This is a genomic window from uncultured Sphingomonas sp. (assembly GCF_936927845.1).
Lineage (GTDB): Bacteria > Pseudomonadota > Alphaproteobacteria > Sphingomonadales > Sphingomonadaceae > Sphingomonas.
On record NZ_CAKZHV010000003.1, the window covers coordinates 40,527 to 62,187 of the forward strand.

22 protein-coding genes are annotated in these 21,661 nt (G+C 68.6%); 7 read left to right on the forward strand and 15 right to left on the reverse strand.

The features are described 5' to 3' along the window. Positions 1–114: 114 nt before the first annotated feature. Entirely contained in the window at positions 115–531 is a 417-nt protein-coding gene (locus tag Q0579_RS00970; protein ID WP_298808150.1) for a hypothetical protein, read from the forward strand. A 127-nt stretch (positions 532–658) separates the two neighbouring features. Here Q0579_RS00970 and ruvB read toward each other — a convergent pair whose 3' ends face one another. The 5 genes from ruvB to Q0579_RS00995 all read right to left on the reverse strand — a co-directional run bounded on the left by ruvB (position 659) and on the right by Q0579_RS00995 (position 4,502). After that, positions 659–1,687, reverse strand: a complete 1,029-nt coding sequence (gene ruvB / locus Q0579_RS00975) for a Holliday junction branch migration DNA helicase RuvB (protein WP_298808153.1) — start codon at positions 1,685–1,687, stop codon at positions 659–661. After that, positions 1,684–2,406: a haloacid dehalogenase type II gene (locus Q0579_RS00980; protein ID WP_298808156.1), complete on the reverse strand. Its 723-nt coding sequence runs from the start codon at positions 2,404–2,406 to the stop codon at positions 1,684–1,686. The genes ruvB and Q0579_RS00980 overlap by 4 nt, the downstream gene beginning before the upstream one ends. After that, positions 2,403–2,999: a Holliday junction branch migration protein RuvA gene (gene ruvA, locus Q0579_RS00985; RefSeq protein ID WP_298808158.1), complete on the reverse strand. Its 597-nt coding sequence runs from the start codon at positions 2,997–2,999 to the stop codon at positions 2,403–2,405. The genes Q0579_RS00980 and ruvA overlap by 4 nt, the downstream gene beginning before the upstream one ends. A 244-nt stretch (positions 3,000–3,243) precedes the next feature. Beyond that, positions 3,244–3,735 carry a crossover junction endodeoxyribonuclease RuvC gene (gene ruvC, locus Q0579_RS00990; RefSeq protein WP_219767012.1) on the reverse strand — a complete coding sequence of 164 codons (492 nt, stop codon included), beginning with the start codon at positions 3,733–3,735 and terminating at the stop codon, positions 3,244–3,246. A gap of 23 nt (positions 3,736–3,758) precedes the next feature. Beyond that, complete coding sequence (locus Q0579_RS00995; RefSeq protein ID WP_298808167.1) at positions 3,759–4,502, reverse strand: YebC/PmpR family DNA-binding transcriptional regulator; 744 nt, start codon at positions 4,500–4,502, stop codon at positions 3,759–3,761. 118 nt (positions 4,503–4,620) lie between these two features. Here Q0579_RS00995 and Q0579_RS01000 point away from each other — a divergent pair, with 118 nt between their 5' ends. Further along, positions 4,621–6,084 carry an ATP-binding protein gene (locus Q0579_RS01000; RefSeq protein ID WP_298808169.1) on the forward strand — a complete coding sequence of 488 codons (1,464 nt, stop codon included), beginning with the start codon at positions 4,621–4,623 and terminating at the stop codon, positions 6,082–6,084. 155 nt (positions 6,085–6,239) lie between these two features. Here Q0579_RS01000 and Q0579_RS01005 read toward each other — a convergent pair whose 3' ends face one another. The 3 genes from Q0579_RS01005 to Q0579_RS01015 all read right to left on the reverse strand — a co-directional run bounded on the left by Q0579_RS01005 (position 6,240) and on the right by Q0579_RS01015 (position 8,392). Next, a complete protein-coding gene (locus tag Q0579_RS01005) occupies positions 6,240–6,506 on the reverse strand; it encodes a DUF2312 domain-containing protein (protein ID WP_093004464.1) in 267 nt (88 codons plus the stop codon). Between the two features lie 124 nt (positions 6,507–6,630). Continuing rightward, entirely contained in the window at positions 6,631–7,995 is a 1,365-nt protein-coding gene (locus tag Q0579_RS01010; protein ID WP_298808174.1) for an amidohydrolase family protein, read from the reverse strand. 106 nt (positions 7,996–8,101) lie between these two features. Next, complete coding sequence (locus tag Q0579_RS01015; protein WP_298808176.1) at positions 8,102–8,392, reverse strand: DUF1244 domain-containing protein; 291 nt, start codon at positions 8,390–8,392, stop codon at positions 8,102–8,104. A 92-nt stretch (positions 8,393–8,484) separates the two neighbouring features. Between Q0579_RS01015 and pyk the strand changes: the two genes are divergently transcribed. Further along, entirely contained in the window at positions 8,485–9,957 is a 1,473-nt protein-coding gene (gene pyk, locus Q0579_RS01020; protein ID WP_298808178.1) for a pyruvate kinase, read from the forward strand. A gap of 146 nt (positions 9,958–10,103) precedes the next feature. On the opposite strand, the gene queE is transcribed toward pyk, so the two are convergent. The 5 genes from queE to Q0579_RS01045 all read right to left on the reverse strand — a co-directional run bounded on the left by queE (position 10,104) and on the right by Q0579_RS01045 (position 14,976). Next, positions 10,104–10,736 carry a 7-carboxy-7-deazaguanine synthase gene (gene queE, locus Q0579_RS01025; protein WP_298808180.1) on the reverse strand — a complete coding sequence of 211 codons (633 nt, stop codon included), beginning with the start codon at positions 10,734–10,736 and terminating at the stop codon, positions 10,104–10,106. Between the two features lie 13 nt (positions 10,737–10,749). Next, complete coding sequence (gene queC, locus Q0579_RS01030; RefSeq protein ID WP_298808181.1) at positions 10,750–11,451, reverse strand: 7-cyano-7-deazaguanine synthase QueC; 702 nt, start codon at positions 11,449–11,451, stop codon at positions 10,750–10,752. Positions 11,452–11,664: 213 nt separating this feature from the next. Further along, positions 11,665–12,576: an Hsp33 family molecular chaperone HslO gene (locus Q0579_RS01035; RefSeq protein ID WP_298808183.1), complete on the reverse strand. Its 912-nt coding sequence runs from the start codon at positions 12,574–12,576 to the stop codon at positions 11,665–11,667. Between the two features lie 117 nt (positions 12,577–12,693). Beyond that, positions 12,694–13,611, reverse strand: coding sequence for an ornithine carbamoyltransferase (argF, locus tag Q0579_RS01040; protein ID WP_298808185.1), 918 nt, complete (start codon positions 13,609–13,611; stop codon positions 12,694–12,696). 138 nt (positions 13,612–13,749) lie between these two features. Next, the gene (locus tag Q0579_RS01045; RefSeq protein WP_298808187.1) at positions 13,750–14,976 is read right to left on the reverse strand and encodes an aspartate aminotransferase family protein; all 1,227 of its coding nucleotides are present in this window, start codon (positions 14,974–14,976) and stop codon (positions 13,750–13,752) included. A 154-nt stretch (positions 14,977–15,130) separates the two neighbouring features. Between Q0579_RS01045 and Q0579_RS01050 the strand changes: the two genes are divergently transcribed. Then, positions 15,131–15,964: a TIGR00266 family protein gene (locus tag Q0579_RS01050; protein ID WP_298808188.1), complete on the forward strand. Its 834-nt coding sequence runs from the start codon at positions 15,131–15,133 to the stop codon at positions 15,962–15,964. 78 nt (positions 15,965–16,042) lie between these two features. On the opposite strand, the gene Q0579_RS01055 is transcribed toward Q0579_RS01050, so the two are convergent. After that, positions 16,043–16,579, reverse strand: a complete 537-nt coding sequence (locus tag Q0579_RS01055; protein WP_298808190.1) for a hypothetical protein — start codon at positions 16,577–16,579, stop codon at positions 16,043–16,045. A 202-nt stretch (positions 16,580–16,781) separates the two neighbouring features. Between Q0579_RS01055 and acnA the strand changes: the two genes are divergently transcribed. From acnA to Q0579_RS01070, 3 genes are all read left to right on the forward strand, one after another. Further along, entirely contained in the window at positions 16,782–19,469 is a 2,688-nt protein-coding gene (gene acnA / locus Q0579_RS01060) for an aconitate hydratase AcnA (protein WP_298808192.1), read from the forward strand. A gap of 158 nt (positions 19,470–19,627) precedes the next feature. Then, entirely contained in the window at positions 19,628–19,891 is a 264-nt protein-coding gene (locus Q0579_RS01065) for an AbrB/MazE/SpoVT family DNA-binding domain-containing protein (RefSeq protein WP_298808193.1), read from the forward strand. Then, positions 19,888–20,286 (forward strand): type II toxin-antitoxin system VapC family toxin, encoded by a 399-nt coding sequence (locus Q0579_RS01070; RefSeq protein ID WP_298808194.1) that lies wholly within the window; start codon positions 19,888–19,890, stop codon positions 20,284–20,286. Before Q0579_RS01065 ends, Q0579_RS01070 begins: the two co-directional genes overlap by 4 nt. Here Q0579_RS01070 and Q0579_RS01075 read toward each other — a convergent pair. Next, complete coding sequence (locus Q0579_RS01075; protein ID WP_298808283.1) at positions 20,283–21,659, reverse strand: amino acid permease; 1,377 nt, start codon at positions 21,657–21,659, stop codon at positions 20,283–20,285. The two genes, Q0579_RS01070 and Q0579_RS01075, sit on opposite strands and share 4 nt — an antisense overlap. Positions 21,660–21,661: the final 2 nt, after the last annotated feature.

The following is a 21,661-nucleotide window of genomic DNA, read 5'->3' on the forward strand; positions in this document are numbered from 1 at the left end:
AATATCGCCCTGGTGAAGACGACTAGCCTCCGGCGGCAAGGTTTTCACCCGAACAAGGCTGTACAATCCCCGCGCACCATGGATGATGGTGAGGTAATCGGGGGGACAAACGACATGAAGTGGATCATTGCCAGCGCTGTTCTCATCGCCGGCAGTCCGACGCTTGCACAGCAGACTGCACCCAGTTTCTGTGCGCGACTGGCGCCGCAAATCGGCTTGCACGCCGCTGGCAAGCCCGGTCTCTACGAAGGCCGACTGATCTCCGGTCTGAAAGCCGCATTCATCGGTGGCTCGGCATCGATCGCGTTCGGCGTGGAATCGGTCGGCAGCGCCTCACCCGAGGACGAGGCCGCGTTGCGCAAAGCCTGCACCGTCACCAAGGCCGAATATCGCTGCGTCATCGACCGGCCGATGGTGCTGACGGTATCCAGCAGCAAGGGCGATGGCCGAGCCGAGGCGCAACCGGGCGAAAAGGCGCTGGTGACAACGAAGGGCATGCGGGTGCGCTGCGCCGACGGTATCACCAGCTGATCCGGCGACAATACGTTGGGCGACGTTGCTAGCGGGCTATCAACGCTGACAGGCGATCGGTCACGGCGTGCATACCGCGCTCATCTGCATGGGTCAGCGTTCGCGACCGCTGACGTGACCCAGCCTCTCACCCCGCGTCGAACAGTCCGTCCTGGCTGCCCGCGGGCGGGTTGAGCCCCAGATGCTTCCACCCGCCCGCATTCAGTACGCGGCCGCGCGCGGTGCGCGCGACGAGGCCGAGCTGGATCAGATACGGCTCGATCACCTCCTCGATCGTGTCGCGCGGCTCGGACAGGCCGGCGGCTAGCGTTTCGACACCCACCGGGCCGCCGCGGTACACGTCGGCGATCATGTGGAGGTAGCGCCGATCCATCGCGTCGAGCCCGAGCTGGTCGACCTCCAACCGGTTGAGCGCGCGGTCGGCGGCGCCGGCGTCGACCACCGCCGCGCCCGCGACGCTCGCGAAATCGCGCACGCGGCGCAGCAGCCGCCCGGCGATGCGCGGGGTGCCACGCGACCGCCTGGCGACCTCGGCCGCGCCATCGGGCGCGATGCTCATGTCGAGCAACCCGGCGGCGCGCGTCACCACGCGGGTCAGTTCGTCGACCGAGTAGAATTGCAATCGCAGCGGAATGCCGAAGCGGTCGCGCAACGGGGTCGTCAGCAATCCCTGCCGCGTTGTCGCGCCCACCAGCGTGAAGCGCGGCAGGTCGATCCGCACGCTGCGCGCCGACGGCCCTTCGCCGATCATCAGATCGAGCGCGCGATCCTCCATCGCGGGGTAGAGCACTTCCTCGACCGCGGGCTGGAGCCGGTGAATCTCGTCGATGAACAGCACGTCGCCGTCCTCGAGATTGGTCAACAGCGCGGCAAGATCGCCCGACTTGGCGATGACCGGGCCAGAGGTGGCGCGGAACCCCACCCCCATCTCGCGCGCGACGATCTGCGCCAGCGTGGTCTTGCCCAGCCCCGGCGGTCCGAAGAACAGCACGTGGTCGAGCGCGTCGCCGCGCCCGCGCGCCGCATCGATGAACACGCGCAGATTCTCGCGCGCCGCCTTCTGCCCGACGAAATCGTCGAGGCTGCGCGGGCGCAGCGCGGCGTCGACGTCCTCGGGCCGCCTGGCGGGGGTGAGCAGGCGTTCGGTATCGGTCACTCAGGCACTTCCAGTTGCGCGGCGAGCGCGGTGAGGCTGTCGGCCTCGTAATCCCAGTCCTGCCGCTGATCGCGGTCGGGCGCGGGTGCGCCGCCATATTCCATCGGCCGCTCGATATAGGCGGTCATCAGCCCCGCCTTGCGCGCCGCGGCGAGATCACTGTGGTGCGCGGCGACGAGGCAGAAGTCGCCCGGCTCAACCCCGCACGCCGCGGCCGTGGAGAGGTAAACCTCACGCGACGGCTTGAACGCGCGCGCGTGCTCGGCGCCGAGGATCGCGTCCCACTCGAGCCCGGCGCGACGCGAGAGCTCGATCATCAACGCTACATTGCCGTTCGACAGCGTGACGACGGGCGCGAGCGCGCGCAACCGCGCCAGCCCGGCGACCGGGTCGGGCCAGGCATCGAGCCGGTGCCACGCGTGCGCCCAGTCGGTGACGAGCGCGGGATCGAGCGCCTCCGCGTCGATGCCGTGGTGGTCGAGCAGGTCGACCAGCATCTCGCGGTGGAGCACGTCGAGGATCACGAAGTCGCGCCCGCCCTCGCGCACCTTCGCCATCGCGGGCTGGTAGCGCGCGCGCCATGCGTCGGCGAAGTGCTCGGCGTCGAGGTCGTTGCGACCGATCCGCGCGAGGAACGTCGCGCTCTCGCGCGCGATGCTGGTGCGCCAGTCGACGACGGTGCCGAACACGTCGAAGCCGAAGGCTTTTGGTCGTATCACTTCGCCGCCTTCCTGAGTGCCAGCCGCACCAATGCGTCGAGCGTCGCCGTGTCACCCAGTTCTTCCTCCGCCGCCGCGACCGCGGCGCTCGCCTCGGCGGGGCGGAAACCGAGGTTGAGCAGCGCCGACACTGCGTCAGCGCCCGCACCCGCCGGGATCACCTGCGCCGCCGCGGCTGGGCCGATCGCGATGCCGCCGACCTTGTCCTTCAACTCGCGCACGATCCGCTCGGCGAGCTTCGGCCCGACGCCGTTGGCGCGCGCGACCGTTGCCTTGTCCTGCGCCATCACCGCGCGGCTGATGTCGTTGGGCTCGAGCGCGGAGAGGATCGCGAGCGCGACGCGCGCGCCCACTCCCTGCACGCCCGTCAGCAGCCGGAACCAGTCACGCTCGGCCGCGGTCGCGAAGCCGACCAGCCGCAGGAAGTCCTCGCCGACGAGCAGGTCGGTGTGAAGCACGCACGCTTCACCGGCGGGGCCGAGCGCCGCGAGCGTGCGAGCGGAGGCACCGACCAGATAGCCGACGCCGCCGACGTCGATCACCGCATGGTCGACGCCGGTCGATTCGAGTCGACCTTTCAAATGCGCGATCATCGGGTAGGAGGCCGGAGTGCAGTCATACGGCGGAACCTAACAGGAACGCAGGGGAAGCGGGAGGGGGAATGCGCTTGTGTGACCGGTGAGAAGAAGCGGGTTCCGGATCAAGCCCGGGATGACGAGAGAGGCTATGTTCAACGCACCGCCTTCCCGAACTTGATCCGGGGTCCCGCTTCTTCGATCGATCTAGCCAACATCTAGCCAACATAGTTAAGCAGCGGAAATCGCGTCCCGCTCTCCCCTACGCCATCACCCTCGCCCGCCGCATCATGCCCTCCTGGCTCGCGAGGTGATGCGCGTGGGTGATCGCGACCGCGAGCGCGTCCGCGGCGTCGGGGCCGGCGAGCTTGGCGCCCGGCAGCAGATGGCCGAGCATCGCCTGTATCTGGCGCTTCTCCGCGCCGCCGGTTCCCACCACCGCCTTCTTCACCGCGCTCGGGTGATATTCACCGACGATCAGCCCCGAGGCGGCGGCGGCGAGCAGCACCGCGCCGCGCGCCTGCCCCAGCTTCAGCGTCGACTGCGCGTTGCTGTTGCCCAGCACCTCCTCGACCGCCGAACTGTCGGGCTTCTCCGCGCGGATCACGTCGATCAGCGCGGAATGGAGGTTCCACAACCGCCGGGCGAGCGGCATCGTCGTGTCGGTCTTGATCTGCCCGTTGGCGACATGCGTCAGCCGGTTGCCCTCGGCCCGGATCACGCCCCACCCCGTCGTGCCGAGCCCGGGGTCCATGCCGAGGATGATGAGGGGCTTGGTCAGCCGAGCTTCTCCATCACGGCGTCGGACACTTCGTAATTGCCCCACACCGTTTGCACGTCGTCGTCGTCGTCGAGCGTGTCGATCAGCTTGAACAGCGTCGCCGCATCGGCCTCGCCGACCTCGACCATCGTCTGCGGCCGCCACGCGAGCTTCGCGCTCTCCGCTTCGCCCAGCACCGGTTCCAGCGCCTTGGCGACTTCGTGCAGATCGCCCTGCGCCGTCCAGACCTCGTGGCCTTCCTCGGTCGAGGTGACGTCCTCCGCCCCCGCCTCGAGTGCGGCCTCGAACACCTTGTCGGCGTCGCCCGCCTTCGCCGGATAGGTGATGAGGCCGACGCGGTCGAAGCCGTGGCTGACCGAGCCCGCGGTGCCGAGATTGCCGCCGTTCTTCGACACCGCGGTACGCACGTTGGTCGCGGTGCGGTTGCGGTTGTCGGTCAGCGCCTCGATGATCAGCGACACGCCGCCCGGACCGAAGCCCTCGTAGCGGATTTCCTCGTAATTCTCGGTGTCGCCCTTCGATGCCTTGTCGATCGAGCGCTGGATATTGTCCTTGGGCACCGACTGCGCCTTGGCGGCATTGATCGCGGCGCGCAGGCGCGGGTTCATGTCAGGGTCGGGCAGGCCCATCTTGGCTGCCACGGTGATTTCGCGGCTGAGCTTGGAGAACATGCTGGAGCGCTTCTTATCCTGCGCGCCCTTGCGGTGCATGATGTTCTTGAATTTGGAATGGCCGGCCATCGTAACCCTGCAAACTGAAACGTTGCTCGGCTCTTAGAGCGGGCGGGCGCTGCGCTCAACCGTGGCCGGCCGAGTCGCGGCCTTGCTCCCGCCACACGCGCCGGGCACATGCACCGCCATGACGGTACGCGTGGACATGGGGCTCGACGAGCGCGGCTCGCCGGTCGCGATGGACCTTGAGGAATTGCTGGCGACCCGCCTGCTCGTGCAGGGTAATTCGGGGTCGGGGAAATCGCACCTGCTGCGTCGCCTGCTCGAACGATCGGCGGGTCAGGTGCAGCAGGTGGTGATCGATCCCGAGGGCGATTTCGTCACGCTGTCGGGTGCCTACGGCCATGTCGCGATCGAGGCGGCGGATTATTCGGTGCCCGAGATCGAGCGGTTCGCGGGCAGACTGCGCGCGCATCGCACCTCGGTGGTGCTGAGCCTGGAGGGGCTGGAGGCCGAGGGGCAGATGCGCTGCGCCGCTGCCTTCCTGTCGGCATTGTTCGATGCGCCGCGCGAGCATTGGTATCCCGCGCTCGTGGTGGTCGACGAGGCGCAATTGTTCGCGCCGACCACCGGCGGCGAGGTTGCGGAGGACGTGCGCCGCGCGTCGCTGTCGGCGATGACCAATCTGATGTGCCGCGGGCGGAAGCGCGGGCTCGCCGGCGTGATTGCCACGCAGCGGCTGGCGAAGCTCGCGAAGAACGTCGCGGCGGAGGCGTCCAACTTCCTGATGGGGCGCACCTTTCTCGACATCGACATGGCGCGCGCGGCCGACCTGCTCGGCATGGAGCGGCGGCAGGCGGAGGCGATCCGCGACCTGCCGCGCGGGACCTTCATGGCGCTCGGCCCCGCGGTGTCGCGCCGCCCGGTCAGCGTGCGCATCGGCGAGGTCGAGACCTCCGCGCGATCCTCCAGCCCCAAATTGGTGCCGCTGCCGAGCGCCAAGCCGCTCGAACTCGCCGACCTGATCGTCGAACCGGTGGTGGACGCGCCAGAGCTGCCGATGGCGCACGTGCCGCGCCCGCGCCGCGTCCCCGCAACCGAAGTCGCCGCCGACCTGTCGCGCAGCCCCGCCGCCAGCGTCGCGGCGACCGCTGTGCCCGAGCGCAGCGAGGACGAGGTGGAAGCGATCTATGCCGAGGCGCTGCGCGGTGTCGTGTCCGACCCCGAGGCGTTCGGGCGGCCGGCGTCGGTGCTGTTCCAGGATTTTCAGGTCCGCTGCCGCATGGCGGGATTGCCGCGCCCCGCGATGGACCTGACCGCGTTCACCCGCCGGCTGAGCTGCGCGCGCGCGGGCATTTTCGACGTCGGCGCGGAGGAATGGGCCGACGCGCTGCGCCTGGCGGACACGCTCCCTGAGGACATGATGGGCGCGTTCCTGCTGGTTGCGCGCGCCGCGCGTGAGGGACGGCCGTGCCCGTCGGACGAGGAACTGGCGCACACCTACGGCACCAGCTCGCTCGGTCGCGTGCGGCGGTTGATCGGTTACATCGAGAACCGCGAACTGTTCGTCAGCCGCGTCGATCTCTCGGGCAAGCGCTCGATCACCATCCCGCATCTGGGCTGGACCACGGCGGCGGCGGAGGCGGCGTGAGCGTGTAATCGCCCAATTCGTCACCCCGGACTTGATCCGGGGTCCCGCTTCTTCTCCGACCGATGCGGCAGGCAGCGGGATCCCGGCTCAAGGCCGAGATGACGGCGGTAGTGCAATCTGTCGGGCCGGTCAGATGATCGACCGACCGCACCGGATCAGATCATGCCGAGCGCCTGCATGTACACTTCGAGGATCGCTTCCTCTTCCTGGTATTCCTCGCGCTTCTTCTTGCGGATCGACATGATCTTGCGGATCGCCTTGGGATCGTAGCCGCGGCTCTTCGCCTCCGACATCACGTCCTTGATGTCGTCCTGGATGCCCTTCTTCTCTTCTTCCAGCCGCTCGGCGCGCTCGATCAGCAACCGCAGCTCGTCTGCTGCGACGTGACCGCCGCCCATGCCCTCGCCCCGCTCTTCAGCCATGTGTTCGTTTCCTTGAAAGAATAGGCCGCGCGCCCTGCCGCGCGGGTGCGCAGCGGGGTTCGGCCGGTTAACCCTGATGGGTGTGGGCGCGGCGTCTAAGCGACCGGGCGCGCCCACTCAAGCGTTAGTCGATGACCGGTTTGGCGATGATCCCGCGGTGCATCACGAAGTCGACGTGCTCGAGCCGGCGGACATCCTCCAGCGGCGAGCCCGTCACCGCGATCACGTCGGCTCGGCTCCCGGGTGTCAGCGTGCCGATATCGTCGCGCCCGAGCAGGTCGGCGGCAGCGACCGTCGCGCTGGCGATCGCCTGCGCGGGCGTCATGCCGAGGTCGATCAGATACGCGAACTCGGTCGCGTTGTCGCCGTGCTTGGAGACGCCCGAATCAGTGCCGAACGCGAACTTGACACCCGCCGCCCAGGCTTTCTTGTGATTGGCGTGCATCGCCGCCGCGGCCGCCTCCGCCTTGGGGATCGTCGCCGGCGGCAGCGCGCCCGCGCGTGCCTGCGCGAGCGCGGCGACCGGCGCGATCTCGGTCGGCACCAGATACGCGCCCTTGGCCTTGAACAGCCGGATCGTCTCGTCGTCGAGGTAGCTCGCGTGCTCGATCGAATCGCAGCCCGCCTCCAGCGCGGCCTTGGTCCCCTCCGCCGCGTGGCTGTGCGCGGTCGCCTTGCGTCCCAATGCGTGCGCGGTCTCGACGATCGCGCGCATCTCTTCGGGCGTCATCGCGCGCCCGAGGCCACCCGACACGTTCGACAGCACGCCGCCGGTCGCCGCGAACTTGATCACCTGCGCGCCCAAGCCGACCTGCTTTCTGACCGCGCGGCGGCAATCGTCGGGGCCGTCGCAGACGTTGATCTGGTGCGCGTGCACCGCGTCGGCGAAGCTCTCGCCCAGACCGTTGGTCCCGTCGCCGTGCCCGCCCGTCACCGAGATCATCGTGCCGGCGTTGACGATCGTCGGCCCCTCCACGTCGCCCCTCTCCACCGCCTCGCGCAGCGCGCGAAGCCCGCGCGGATTGCCGCCGAGATCACGCACGGTGGTGAAGCCCGCCTCCAGCGTTTTCCGCGCGTTGACCACCGCGACCATCATGTCGTCGGCCTGGTCCTGCGTCGCCTCAGCAAGCCGCGCGCGCATCGGGTCGCCGCCGATCCCCCATAGGTGAACGTGCATGTCGGTGAGCCCGGGCAGCACGAAGCGGCGCGACAGGTCGATCAGCTTGGCGCCCGCGGGCGGCGCGACGAAGCCGTCGCGCACCTCGACAACACGGCCGTCGCGCACGACGATCGTGCTGTTCCCGCGTGGGCGCTGACCGGGCCGGTCGAGCAACTGCCCGGCGTGGATGTAGGTGACGACGGGTGCGGGAGTGGCCGTGGGCGGCGTGGCGGGTGCCGCGGGTGCCGCGGGTGCCGCGGGTGCCGCAGGTGCTTGCGCCAGCGCGGGGCATGCGAGAACCAGCGCCAGCGCGCTACCGACGAACTTCAACAATGGCCTTCTCCCCTTGGTCGCGCGCCTGCCCCGGCGCGCGCGCTGTTGCCGGCAACGTGACCGATGATGCCGGCGCCGACAAGGGGTCGGGCGCTACGCGGCGTCAGGCGTTCTTCTTCACGCTCTCCGCCATCCGCTCCAGTTGCTCGGGGGTGGCATCCGACTGATGGTTCGCCTTCCACTCGGCGTAGGGCATGCCGTAGATCGTCTCGCGCGCGTCGTCCTTGCTCATCCCCGACGCTTCCTGCGTCCAGTCGGACAGGCAGTTGCGGCAGAACCCGGCGAGCCCCATCAGGTCGACGTTCTGTGCGTCGCGGCGATGGCGCAGGTGGCGCACCAGCCGGCGGAAAGCAGCGGCGGCGGCCGCGTCGTCAAGGGTGTCGAGCCGGTCCATGTGTCACTCCGTTGACGCGGTTGCGCGTCTAGTAGGTTGATCAGCCGCGGTTAGCGGCTAAGGCACGCACGCGCAAAGCAGGAAGCCTCCCCATGACCCACTCCTTCGCCCCCCGCTCGCGGAAGGTCCGCGTCCTCGCGACCCTCGGCCCGGCGAGCAACACGCCCGAGATGATCGCGAAGCTGTTCCAGGCCGGTGCCGACGCGTTCCGCATCAACATGAGCCACGGCGACCAGGCGTCGAAGGTCGACGTGATCAAGGCGATCCGCGCGCTGGAGCAGGAGTTCGACCGCCCGTCGACCATCCTCGCCGACCTGCAGGGGCCGAAGCTGCGCGTCGGGCGCTTCGCGGATGGCCGCGTCGTGCTGGAAACGGGCAGCACCTTCGTGCTCGACCACGACGCGACACCGGGCGACGCCGGCCGCGTGCAATTGCCGCACCCCGAGATCTTCGCCGCGATGGAGGCGGGTGCGCGGCTGCTGCTCGACGATGGCAAGCTGGTGCTGCGCGTGGTGGAATGCGACGCCGACCGGCTCGTCACGCAGGTCGAGGTCGGCGGCCCCCTCAGCAACAACAAGGGGCTGAATGTTCCCGACGTGGTGGTGCCGATGGCAGCGCTGACCGCGAAGGATCGCAGCGACCTCGCCTTCGCGATCGACCAGGGGGTCGACTGGATCGCGCTGTCGTTCGTCCAGCGCCCCGAGGATCTGTGGGAAGCGCGCAAGCTGATCGAGGGCAAGGCGGCACTCCTCGCCAAGATCGAGAAGCCCGCCGCGATCGAGCGGCTGGAGGAGATCGTCGAAGCGTGCGACGGCGTGATGGTCGCGCGCGGCGACCTGGGCGTCGAGCTGCCGCCGCAGTCGGTCCCGCCGTTGCAGAAGCGCATCGTCGAGACCTCGCGCCGGTTGGGCCGCCCGGTGGTGGTCGCGACGCAGATGCTCGAATCGATGATCGTCAGCCCGTCGCCCACCCGCGCCGAGGTGTCGGACGTCGCCACCGCGATCTACGACGGCGCCGACGCAATCATGCTGTCGGCCGAGAGCGCGGCGGGCCAGTGGCCGGTCGAATCGGTGTCGATGATGAACGCGATCGGCGACGCGGTGGAGCGCGATCCGATGCACGGCGATCGCATCCACTTCACGGTGACGCGCCCCGATCCCACCACCGCCGACGCGCTGGCGGAAGCGGCCAAGAACATCGCCGAGACGGTGTCAGCCTCCGCGATCATCTGCTTCACGACCTCGGGCTCCACCGCGCGGCGGATCGCGCGCGAGCGGCCGGGCGTGCCGATCCTGGTGCTGACCCCGCAGCTGGAGACCGCGCGTCGTCTGGGGCTGTTGTGGGGCACGCACAACGTCCACACACGCGACGTCGCCTCGTTCGAGGAAATGGTCGCCAAGGCCAAGCGCATCGCGCTGCGCCAGGGCGTCGCCAAGGCGGGCGACAGCGTGATCGTGATGGCGGGCGTGCCCTTCCGCACGCCGGGTTCGACCAACGTGCTCCACGTCGTGCGGATCACCGGCGACGAGTTGAAGAACTACGAGGCGGAGAAGGCGGCGCGGTAAGGCTCGTCTTCTTCCCTCCCTGAAAGGGAAGGGTCGGGGGTGGGTAGGCCCGCCACGAAGCGTCGCCGCCGCCGATCCACTCTCAACCCCTCCCTTTCAGGGAAGGGAGTGTGGAACACCCGACAGAGCGACAATCGCCTAAGAGGTCAGCGCAGCCCCAGCGCCTTGTGCGTCTGGAGCGACAAGCGCCAGCGCGGGCGCTCCATCACCAGCGCAATCGCCGCGTCGACGTTCGCTGCCCCACGCGCATCGTCCATCGGTTGCAGCAGCAGGTGGCGGAAGTCCCAGCCCTCCATGGCTTCGACGTCGCTGCCCGGTTGCGGCCAGACGAGCTTCAACTCGTCGCCCGAGCGTTGCACCGTCTCGCTGCCCGCCTTCGGGCTGATACACACCCAGTCGATGCCGGAGTGAACGGGAAGCGTCCCGTTGCTCTCGATCGCGATCTCGAACCCCGCGGCGTGCAGCGCGTCGACTAGCGCGTCGTCGACCTGCAGCATCGGCTCGCCCCCGGTGAGCACGACGAATCGGCGCTCCGTGTCCGGGCCCCAGAAACCTGCAACGGCGGCCACCAGCGCGTCGGCGTCGGCGAACTTGCCCCCGCCCGCCCCATCGGTGCCGACGAAATCGGTGTCGCAGAATTGACAGATGGCGCGCGCGCGGTCCTGCTCGCGCCCGGTCCAGAGATTGCACCCGGCGAAGCGCACGAACACCGCGCGCCGCCCGGCCTGCACGCCCTCGCCCTGGAGCGTCAGGAACATCTCTTTGACGGAATAGGTCATCGCGCCGTTCGTCCTAGGGGGCCGGCGGGGTCACCGCGTAATCGGTCGGATCGGCGACGCCCGCATCCTCGAACCCCTTGTGGCGCAGCCGGCACGAATCGCACAGACCGCAATGCTGCTCCGCCGGGGTCGGATCGTAGCACGACCAGCTCAGCCCCATGTCGAGCCCCAATCGCGCGCCCTCGCGCACGATGTCGGCCTTGGTCATGTGTTGCAGCGGCGCGTGGATGCGGAACGGCTCACCCTCGACTCCCGCCTTGGTGGCGAGTTCCGCCAGCCGCTCGAACCCTTGGATGAACTCGGGCCGGCAATCGGGATAGCCCGAATAGTCGAGCGCGTTGACGCCGACGAACAGGTCGCGGCCGCCCGCCGCCTCTGCCCAGCCGAGCGCGAGGCTGAGGAAGATAGTGTTGCGCGCCGGCACGTAGGTGATGGGGATCGCGCCCTCGTCGACGCCGTCCTTGGGCACCGCGATGCTGCTGTCGGTCAGCGCCGAGCCACCGAACGCCGACAGGTCGAGCGGCAGCACGACGTGGCGCGTTGCCCCGACCGCGTTCGCGACACGCGCGGCGGCGGCGAGTTCGACGCGGTGGCGCTGGTTATAATCGACCGAGAGCGCGAGGACGGGATAGCCCGCCTCGCGCGCCAACGCGGCGGAGACCATCGAGTCGAGCCCGCCGGAGACGAGGACGACCGCAGGGGTTTGCTGTGTCATGATCCGCGCGCCGCTAGGCCGATCGGTCGCGATGCGCAACCCTTTGACATGATTGCGCGGCTGTAAACGCCAGACGCCGAAAGGGCCGCCCCGTCGGGCGGCCCAGGGGTCGGCTCGCAAGAGCCGTTTTCTTGGGAGAAAACATACTCGCCAAAAACGAGTATGACAGCGGACCTACCCTGATTTCCTTACCGCAACCTTAACGTAAAGCATTCACGCGACGACGTCGTCCGCGCGCAGCGGGAACACGGTCGCGCAGAAGGCGCAATCGACCGCGATCACGCCGTCCTCGTCTGCCATCTCCAGCCGGTCGGCGAGCGGGAATTTGGCGAGCACCGAGCGGATATGCTCGGGCGTGCAGCGGCAGCCGCGCGAGATGGCGGCGTGGTCGAGCACGCGCACCTCGCTTTCCTCATTGAACAGGCGCCAGACGAGTGTTTCGAGCGGAAGGCCCGCGTCGGCGAGCTCGTCCGCCCCCATCGTGCTGCCGAGCGCCGCGACATGCTCCCACTCGGGATGGTCGAGCCGCACGTGCAACCGCTCGCGCCCGAGCTCCCCCTCGGGCAGATGCTGAAGCAGCAGCCCGCCCGCCACCGTGCGCCCGTCCGCGCCCTTCTTCACGCCGACGCGCAGCAGAGTCGGGATCTGCTCCGACTGAAAGAAATAGCTCTGCGCCGCGTCCGCGATCGTCTCGCCGTCGAGCGGCACAATCCCCTGATAACGCTCGCCGGTGCTGGCGAGGTCGAAGGTGATCGCGAGATAGCCCTGCCCGAACAGCGCGAACAGGCTCGGCTCCTCGCCCACATCCGCCAGTTTCTCGGCATCGAACTGGACGTAACCGCGCAGCTCGCCGCCGCGATAGTCGCACACCATCAGCGTGACGACGCCGTTCTGCGTCTGCGTCTGCATCGTCAATTGCCCGCTCGGGTCCTTGAGCGTCGAGCCGATCAGCGCGGTCAGCGTCAGCGCCTCGGCGAGCAGGCGCTCGATTACCGGCGGATAAGCGTGCGCGGCGAGGATCGTGTCGAGCGTGGGTCCCAGCCGCATCACGCGCCCGCGCGCGTGCCGGTCGGGAATAGCGAAACCGAGCGCACGGTCGAGGTCGGCGTTTATCTGGTCGGTCAAGATCGGCGGCTCCGTCAGCGGATCGACAGCGACCGGCACACCGCGAGGGCGGCGCGACGAGCCAGCATGTCGTGGAATGCTCCCTATCTGGGAGCCGACCCGCCGACGATCAACCGATCACCCGACCTGGCCGAAGCACCAGCGCAGGATCGCTTTCTGCGCGTGGAGCCGGTTCTCCGCCTCCGCCCAGATCAGCGACTGCGCGCCGTCGATCACCTCCGGCGTCACTTCCTCACCGCGGTGCGCGGGCAGGCAGTGGAGGAACTTCGCGTCCGGCTTCGCATGCGCCATCAGCGCGGCGTCGACCTGATACGGCATCATCGCGGCGAGCTTGGTCTCCGCCTGCGCCTGCCCCATCGAGATCCAGGTATCGGTGACGACGATGTCGGCGCCCTCGACCGCCTCGCGAGGGTCCGCGACGACGCGCGCGCGTCCCGACGCGCGGGTGATCGCCTCCTCTTCGGGCTGGAATCCTTGCGGACAGGCGGCGACCACGTCGAAATGCATCAGCCCGGCGGCCTCCACGATCGAGGCGAGCACGTTGTTGCCGTCACCCAGCCACGCGACCTTGAGGCCGGGCAGCGACTTGCCGCTCTCGATGATCGTCAACAGGTCCGCCATGATCTGGCACGGGTGCGACGCGTCGGTCAGACCGTTGATGACGGGGACGCTCGCGTAGCGCGCCATCTCCTCGACCTTGGCATGGTCGTCGGTGCGGATCATGATCGCGTCGACGTATCCCGAGAGCACGCGCGCGGTGTCGGCCACCGTCTCGCCGCGGCCGAGCTGCATCTGCCCCGCTTCCATCACGATCGACTGCCCGCCGAGCTGGCGGATCGCCATGTCGAACGACACGCGCGTGCGGGTCGAGTTCTTCTCGAAGATCATCGCGAGCACGCGTCCCGAGAGCGGCGCGTCGGCGTCGACCTTCCCCTTCGGCCAGCCGGCGCGCGCCTGCTTGCGGGTCAGTGCATCGTCAAGCATCGCCGCGATCGCGTCCGCGCCCGCATCGGACAGGTTCAGGAAAAGGCGCATCATTTTATCCTCCCCGCTGCGCGGGGAGGGGGACCAGCGAAGCTGGTGGAGGGGCATCGCCCCACACGCACCGCCCGCAATCCCCCTCCACCATGCTGCGCATGGTCCCCCTCCCCGCGCAGCGGGGAGGATTTAAGGTCAATCGTCGGCAGCCGGCACGAACACGCGCGCGCCGTCGCTCAGCTTGCTGACGAACTCGTCGATATGAGCCTGCTCGATGATCAGCGGCGGCAGGATACGGACGACATTCTCGCCCGCCGACACCAGCAACAGTCCGTGACGGTCGCGCAGATGCGCGACGAACTGCCGCGCGTCGGCCTCGGGCTTGAGCTTCACGCCCGTCATCAGCCCGATCCCGCGCAGGCCGGGCTCGAACAGGTGATCGTGGTTGGGGATCATCTGCTCGAGTGCCGAGCGCAACCGCTCGCCCATCGCGGTGACATGATCGAGGAACCCCTCGCCCTGGATCACACCCAGCACGGCCTCGCCCGCCGCCATCGCCAGCGGGTTGCCGCCATAGGTCGAGCCGTGGGTGCCGAACACCATCCCCTTCGCCGCTTCCGCGGTCGCGAGGCACGCGCCGAGCGGGAAACCGCCGCCGATGCCCTTGGCGACCGACATGATGTCGGGAGTGATGCCGTAATGCTCGTACGCCCACATCTTGCCCGTGCGCCCGTAGCCGCACTGCACCTCGTCGAGCACCAGCAGCAGGCCATGCTCGTCGGCCGCCTTGCGCAGCCCCTGGATGAACTCAGGGCTGGCCGCTGACACCCCGCCCTCGCCCTGGATCGTCTCCACCATGAACCCGGCGGTGTGGTCGTCGACGAGCGCGAGCGCCGCGTCCAGATCGTTGAACGCCGCGTAGGCGAAGCCCGGCAGCAGCGGCTCGAACCCGTCGCGCATCTTCGCCTGGTTGGTCGCCGAGATCGCGCCCATCGTGCGGCCGTGGAACGCGTTGTTGAACGTGATCAGCGTGTGGCGCTCGGGATTGCCGTTCGCGAAATGATAGCGGCGCGCGGTCTTGATCGCGCACTCGACCGCCTCGGTGCCCGAATTGGTGAAGAACAACGTATCGGCGAACGACGCGTCGACCAGCTTTTGCGCGAACGCTTCGCCCTGTGGGCTGCCGTACAGGTTCGACACGTGCATCAGCGTTCCGGCCTGATCCGCGATCGCCTTCGTCAGCGCGGGGTGCGCGTGCCCGAGCGCGTTGACCGCGATCCCGCTCGCGAAGTCGAGATATTGCTCGCCGCGCTCGCCGTAGAGGTACACCCCCTCGCCTCGCACCGGTCGCACGTCGCACCGCGGGTAGACGGGCATCAATGCGGGGATCGTCGCGGACTCGGACGTCGCAGAAGCGGACACGGGGCTTCTCCTCGTTCAAACAGCAAGGGCGACCAACACGGTCGCCCGGATGCGCCTGATACCGGGGTAGGCACGCGCGAATCAACCCGGCTCCACGTTGCGCCGCCGCTGTAGCACGTCTATAATACACCGCGAGTGAAGAAGGAGCCGTTCCATGCCCAACAGTCCCTGGTCGCACATGCGCCGCGACGGCGTTGCCGACGACGTCGATTTCGAGATCAAGGGGCAGGAGCTGCAATTCGTCGAGATCGAGCTCGACCCCGGTGAGAGTGCGGTCGCGGAGGCCGGCGCGATGGTGTGGAAGGACGCGAGCATCGCGATGACCACCGTGTTCGGCGACGGCAGCTCGTCGGGCTCGGGCGGCGGCTTCATGGGCGCGCTGCTGGGTGCTGGCAAGCGGCTGGTGACGGGCGAGAGCCTGTTCACCACCGTGTTCACGCATCAGGGATCGGGCAAGGCGCGCGTCGCCTTCGCCTCGCCGACGCCGGGCTCGATCCTGCCGCTGCGCCTCGCCGATCTGGGCGGCACGTTGATCTGCCAGAAGGACAGCTTCCTCGCCGCCGCCAAGGGCGTGCAGATCGGCGTCGCATTCCAGCGCCGCGTGATGACCGGGCTGTTCGGCGGCGAAGGGTTCGTGATGCAGCGATTGGACGGCGACGGCTGGGTGTTCGTGCAGATGGGCGGCACCGTCGTGCAGCGCGAGTTGCGCGCGGGCGACGAACTCCACGTCGATACCGGCTGCCTCGCTGCCTACACGCCGTCGGTCGACTTCGATCTCGTAACGGTCGGCGGCGTGCGCACGATGTTCACCGGCGGCGAGGGCGCATTCTTCGCGCGGCTGCGCGGCCCCGGCACCGTGTGGATCCAGTCGCTGCCGTTCGCGCGATTGGCCGGGCGGATGCTCCAGGCCGCGAGCGGGCGCGGCGGCAACCGCGGCGAGGGATCGGTGCTCGGCGGGCTGGGCGACTGGGTCGGCGGCAACGACTGACGCCTGCACACCGTCACCCCGGACTTGATCCGGGGTCCCGCTTCTTCTCGCGCCCGATCCGACGCGTAGGCGCCGACCTCACCGCGCCTCGCGCCAAGCAGCAAGCCCCGCATCATACTCCTCCTGCGCGCGGCGACTGGTGCGTTCTAGGTCGGCGAGCGCCTGCTCGTGCCGCTCGGTCGCGTCGCGCCGCTCACGGTCGAGCGCAGCCTGCCGCGCGGCCAGCTCGCGCTGAACCTTGCGCCAATCGCGCTCGGCGGCGTCGATCGCCTCGTGCGCGGCGTCGAGCGCGTTGCGCGATGGTTTCGGCGCAGGCTCCGCCACCGGCTCGGCCTTGGCCGCTCGCACCTTAGGCGTCCGCTTCGGCTTTGGTGCGTCGGCCGGCAGCGCCGCGAACTGCTCCGCCGCGCTGCCGCGCGACCGCTTGATCACCTCGCCAGGGTGCGCCAGCGGCTCTTTCATCAACGCCGGATCGGTCACCTCCTCCGCCGCGCCACGCGCGAACAGGTCCCGCTCCGCGCCCCAGGCGGCGAGCGCGGCTTTGCGGCTTGGCGCGGCGACATAGGCGTCGTGGAAGCCCGCGGCGGTGCGGAACACCTTCAGCTTGCGTGGCATCGTGTCCGCTCCCTCCCCGGTTCGCGCGCCACAACGCGGGTAGAAACAAAAAGGCGCACACCCTCCCCCTTTTCGCACTCGCGATGCGCTGCTATCGCCCGCGGCGACCTTATATTCAGGCCAACCATCAGGCTATCGTCGGCGCCCGCGCGGGTCTCCCCCGCCTTCCCGAGCCCGCCGGTGCAACAGCAAAGGACGCCCCATGACCGCGATCGGCCACGACACGCTGAAGGCCCGCAAGACGCTCACCGCCGGCGGCAAGAGCTACGATTACTTCTCGCTCGACGTCGCCGCCGCCAAGTACGGCGATGTCAGCCGCCTGCCCTTCTCGTTGAAGGTGCTGCTCGAGAACATGCTCCGCTTCGAGGACGGCGTGACCGTGACCGAGGCCGACATCCAGGCGATCGTCGACTGGCAGAACAACCCCAATTCGCCCGACCGCGAGATCCAGTATCGCCCCGCGCGCGTGCTGATGCAGGATTTCACCGGCGTGCCCTGCGTCGTCGATCTGGCGGCGATGCGCGACGCGATCACCAAGCTCGGCGGCAACCCGGCGAAGATCAACCCGCAGGTACCCGTCCACCTCGTCATCGACCACTCGGTGATGGTCGACGAGTTCGGCACGCCCAAGGCGTTCGACGACAACGTCGAGCTCGAATATCAGCGCAATGGCGAGCGCTACGAATTCCTGAAATGGGGATCGAAGGCGCTCGACAATTTCAAGGTCGTGCCGCCGGGCACCGGCATTTGCCACCAGGTGAACCTCGAGTATGTGTCCCAGGCGATCTGGTCCTCGACCGAGACGGGCGACCACGCCACTGGTGAGGCGACGATCGCCTATCCCGACACGCTGGTCGGCACCGACAGCCACACCACGATGGTCAACGGTCTGGGCGTGCTCGGCTGGGGCGTCGGCGGGATCGAGGCGGAGGCGGCGATGCTCGGCCAGCCGGTCTCGATGCTGATCCCCGAGGTCGTCGGCTTCAAGCTGACCGGCCAGCTTCGCGAGGGCATCACCGCGACCGACCTCGTGCTGACCGTTACGCAGATGCTGCGCAAGAAGGGCGTGGTCGGCCGCTTCGTCGAATTTTACGGCCCCGGCCTCGACCAGATGACGCTCGCCGACCGCGCGACGATCGCCAACATGGCGCCCGAGTACGGCGCGACCTGCGGCTTCTTCCCGGTTGACGACAAGACGCTCGACTATATGCGCCTGACCGCGCGCTCGGAAGAAACCGTCGCGCTGACCGAGGCTTATGCGAAGGCGAACGGCTTTTGGCGTGCCGCCGACGCACCCGACCCGATCTTCACCGACACGCTCGAACTCGACATGGGCTCGGTCGTCCCGAGCCTCGCGGGTCCGAAGCGTCCGCAGGACAAGGTCAGCCTCGACAGCGTCGACGAGGTGTTCAACGGTGACCTGCACAAGATCTACCACAAGGAGCGTCCTGCGCGCGTCGCGGTCGAGGAGCGCGACCACGACATCGGCGACGGCGACGTGGTGATCGCGGCGATCACCAGCTGCACCAACACCTCCAACCCCTCGGTGCTGGTCGCCGCCGGCCTCGTCGCGCGCAAGGCGCGCGAGAAGGGCCTGATGCCGAAGCCGTGGGTCAAGACCTCGCTCGCCCCCGGCAGCCAGGTCGTCACCGACTATCTCGACAAGGCCGGCCTCTCGGCCGATCTCGACGCGATGGGGTTCAACCTCGTCGGCTACGGCTGCACCACCTGCATCGGCAACTCGGGTCCGCTCGCGGCACCCATCAGCAAGGCGATCAACGAGAACGATCTCGTCGCCGCCTCGGTGCTGTCGGGCAACCGCAACTTCGAAGGCCGCGTGAGCCCGGACGTGCGCGCGAACTTCCTGGCCAGCCCGCCGCTCGTCGTCGCCTATGCGCTGAAGGGCACCGTCACCACCGACATGAACGACACGCCGATCGGTGAAGGCACCGACGGCCCGGTGTACCTGAAGGACATCTGGCCGACCAACCAGGAGGTTGCCGACCTCATGGCCGCCAACATCGACGACAACATGTTCCGCTCGCGCTACGGCAACGTCTATGCCGGCGACACCAAGTGGCAGGGCATCTCGGTCGAAGGTACCGACACCTACGCCTGGCCGCCCGCGTCGACCTACATCGCCAACCCGCCCTATTTCGAGGGCATGGAGATGACGCCGAAGCCTGTCACCGACATCATCGAGGCGAAGCCGCTCGCAATCCTGGGCGACTCGATCACCACCGACCACATCAGCCCGGCGGGCTCGATCAAGGCCGACAGCCCGGCGGGCAAGTGGTTGCAGGAGCGTCAGGTCAGCCGCGCCGACTTCAACTCCTATGGCGCGCGTCGCGGCAACGACAATGTGATGGTGCGCGGTACCTTCGCCAACATCCGCATCAAGAACGAGATGGTACCCGGCGTCGAGGGCGGCATGAGCCGCTACGAGGGCGAGGTCATGCCGATCTACGACGCGGCGATGCGCCACAAGGCCGATGGCACGCCGCTGGTGGTGGTCGCGGGCAAGGAATATGGCACCGGCTCGTCGCGCGACTGGGCGGCAAAGGGCACCAACCTGCTCGGCGTGCGCGCGGTGATCGCGGAAAGCTTCGAGCGTATCCACCGTTCGAACCTCGTCGGAATGGGCGTGCTGCCGCTCCAGTTCGCCGCGGGCACCGACCGCGCGACGCTGAACCTCACCGGCGACGAGACCTTCACGATCGAGAATGTCGCAGGCCTGCGCCCGCGTCAGGACGTGACGGTCAAGCTCGCGCGCGCCGACGGCTCGACCGAGACGTTCCAGGCACGCTGCCGCATCGATACCGTCAACGAGCTGGAGTATTTCCTGAACGGCGGCATCCTCCAGTACGTGCTGCGCAAGCTCGCTGCCTGACCGGCGGTGAGGATTGAGTGACAAGGGAGCCCGCTTCGCGCCGAGCGATGCGGGCTTCTTCGTATCTACCCGTCATCCCGGTCTTGAGCCGGGATCGCGCTTCTTCCCTCCTTCGACGCACCGTTGAAGGTAAGGCATTTTTGCCTTACCTTGTCGCCATGACCACGCTGACGATCACCGCCAAGGGCCAGATCACGCTCAAGAAGGAGCTGTTGCAGCACCTCGCGCTCCACCCAGGCGACAAGGTGGAGGTAACGCCCGCACCCGGCGGTCGCCTGACGCTAACGGCGCAGCGGCGCGCACGTACCGGACGGATGGAGGACGCGTTCGGCATACTTCACCGGCCCGGCCAGAAGGCGCTGTCGATTGAAGAGATGAACGAGGCGATCGCGCGCGCCTGGGCCGGGGAAGTCGAGCCGTGAAGATCACGGCGGACACCAACGTCCTCCTCCGTGCGCTCACCGCCGACGATCAGGTGCAATCCGCCTTGGCCATGCACACCTTGTCGCAGGCGACGCTCGTTGCGCTCCCGATTGTAGCACTCGCCGAGACTGTGTGGGTGCTCAGGCGAGTCCACAAGTGGAGTGGCGCGCGGATCGCCGCCGCGCTGCGCCTCCTGCTGGATGATCCACGCGTGCAGGTCGACTGGCCGGCGGTCGAGGCAGGCCTGGCGCTGCTAGAGCGCGGCGGCGACTTCGCCGACGCGGTGATCGAAGCGGACGGGCGTCGCCTCGGCGCGGAAATGCTCGTCACCTTCGACGAACAGGCCGCGCGGCTGCTCATCGACGCGGGCGCCGCCGTGACGCGCCCGATTTAGCCGAGCATCGCACTCGCGCGGCGACGGCCCCAGGCGAAATAGAGCACCAGCCCGGCAGCGTTCCACAACACGAAGTATAGCTGCGTCCGGCTCGGCAGGCTGGAGAACAGGTACAGGCAGCCGAGCACGCCGACGATCCCGACGGGCCACGCCGCGGGGGTGCGGAAGGTGCGCGGCGCATCGGGCGCACGCCTGCGCATCACCAGCATCGCCACGCACACCGCGATGAACGCCGCGAGCGTGCCCGCATTCGCCAGCGCCGCGATCGCGTCGATCGGCATCACGCCCGCGATGATCGCGACCAGCACCGCGGTCATCACCGTGATCCTGACCGGCGTCCCACGCGACGATACCTTGGCGAGCGCCTGCGGCAGCAACCCGTCGCGCGCCATCACGAAGAAGATGCGGCTCTGCCCGAACAGGAACCCGAGCAGCACCGTCGGCAGCGCGATCACCGCGCTGACCGCCAGGAACGTCGCGAACCCCGGTTGCCCGATTCCGCGCAGGATCAGCGCGAGCGGTTCGGGCGAGTCGGCGAAGCGCGTGAACGACAGCGCACCGACGGCGGCGACCGCTACAGCCATGTAGATCACCACGCACGCCACCATCGATCCGACGATGCCGATCGCGAGATCACGCCCGGGGTTCTTCGTCTCCTCAGCCGCGGTCGAGATCGCGTCGAAGCCGTAGAAGGCGAAGAAGATGATCGCCGCCGCCGCCATCACGCCGCGCTCCACCCCGTCCGCCGACACCGACTTGGCAAAGCCGAACGGCATGAACGGTTGCAGGTTCGCGCCGTCGAAATGCGGCAGCGCAACCGCGACGAACACTGCGAGCGCGATCAGCTTGACGACCACCAGCACTGCGTTCAGCGTCGCGCTCTCCTTCGTGCCCAGGCTGAGCAACCCTGCGACCACCGCGATGATGAAGATCGCGGGCACGTTGACAACGCCACCTAGTTCCGGCCCCTGCGTCAGCGCGACCGGGAAGCCGAGCGGCGTCAGCAGCGGCGCGGCATAGCCCGACCAGCCGACCGCGACCGTCGACACGACCAGCGAATATTCGAGGATCAGCGACCAGCCGATCACCCAGGCGATCACCTCCCCCAGCACGACGTAGCTGTAGGTGTACGCGCTGCCCGAGGTCGGGATCATCGTCGCCATTTCGGCGTAGGCGAGCGCGGCGCAGGCACAGATCGCGCCCGCGATCACGAAGCTCAGGATCACCGACGGCCCCGCGCGATCCGCGCCGACGCCGATCAGCGTCAGGATACCGGTGCCGACGATCGCCCCGACGCCCAGCGCGACCAGATGCGGCCACGACAAGGTCCGCGCGAGCGCGTGGCCGTGCGCGTCGGGCGCGGGCGGCGCCATCG

What these genes read in the sequence shown, in the direction of transcription:
- Q0579_RS00970 (WP_298808150.1), top strand. Translation starts at nt 115, where the DNA reads ATGAAGTGGATCATTGCCAGCGCTGTTCTCATCGCCGGCAGTCCGACG.
- Q0579_RS01065 (WP_298808193.1), top strand. Translation starts at nt 19,628, where the DNA reads ATGACCACGCTGACGATCACCGCCAAGGGCCAGATCACGCTCAAGAAG.
- queC (WP_298808181.1), bottom strand. Translation starts at nt 11,451, where the DNA reads ATGACACAGCAAACCCCTGCGGTCGTCCTCGTCTCCGGCGGGCTCGAC.
- Q0579_RS01055 (WP_298808190.1), bottom strand. Translation starts at nt 16,579, where the DNA reads ATGCCACGCAAGCTGAAGGTGTTCCGCACCGCCGCGGGCTTCCACGAC.
- Q0579_RS01005 (WP_093004464.1), bottom strand. Translation starts at nt 6,506, where the DNA reads ATGGCTGAAGAGCGGGGCGAGGGCATGGGCGGCGGTCACGTCGCAGCA.
- pyk (WP_298808178.1), top strand. Translation starts at nt 8,485, where the DNA reads ATGACCCACTCCTTCGCCCCCCGCTCGCGGAAGGTCCGCGTCCTCGCG.
- Q0579_RS01050 (WP_298808188.1), top strand. Translation starts at nt 15,131, where the DNA reads ATGCCCAACAGTCCCTGGTCGCACATGCGCCGCGACGGCGTTGCCGAC.
- Q0579_RS01000 (WP_298808169.1), top strand. Translation starts at nt 4,621, where the DNA reads ATGACGGTACGCGTGGACATGGGGCTCGACGAGCGCGGCTCGCCGGTC.
- queE (WP_298808180.1), bottom strand. Translation starts at nt 10,736, where the DNA reads ATGACCTATTCCGTCAAAGAGATGTTCCTGACGCTCCAGGGCGAGGGC.
- ruvC (WP_219767012.1), bottom strand. Translation starts at nt 3,735, where the DNA reads ATGGACCCCGGGCTCGGCACGACGGGGTGGGGCGTGATCCGGGCCGAG.
- Q0579_RS01015 (WP_298808176.1), bottom strand. Translation starts at nt 8,392, where the DNA reads ATGGACCGGCTCGACACCCTTGACGACGCGGCCGCCGCCGCTGCTTTC.
- argF (WP_298808185.1), bottom strand. Translation starts at nt 13,611, where the DNA reads ATGCGCCTTTTCCTGAACCTGTCCGATGCGGGCGCGGACGCGATCGCG.
- Q0579_RS00995 (WP_298808167.1), bottom strand. Translation starts at nt 4,502, where the DNA reads ATGGCCGGCCATTCCAAATTCAAGAACATCATGCACCGCAAGGGCGCG.
- acnA (WP_298808192.1), top strand. Translation starts at nt 16,782, where the DNA reads ATGACCGCGATCGGCCACGACACGCTGAAGGCCCGCAAGACGCTCACC.
- ruvA (WP_298808158.1), bottom strand. Translation starts at nt 2,999, where the DNA reads ATGATCGCGCATTTGAAAGGTCGACTCGAATCGACCGGCGTCGACCAT.
- Q0579_RS01075 (WP_298808283.1), bottom strand. Translation starts at nt 21,659, where the DNA reads ATGGCGCCGCCCGCGCCCGACGCGCACGGCCACGCGCTCGCGCGGACC.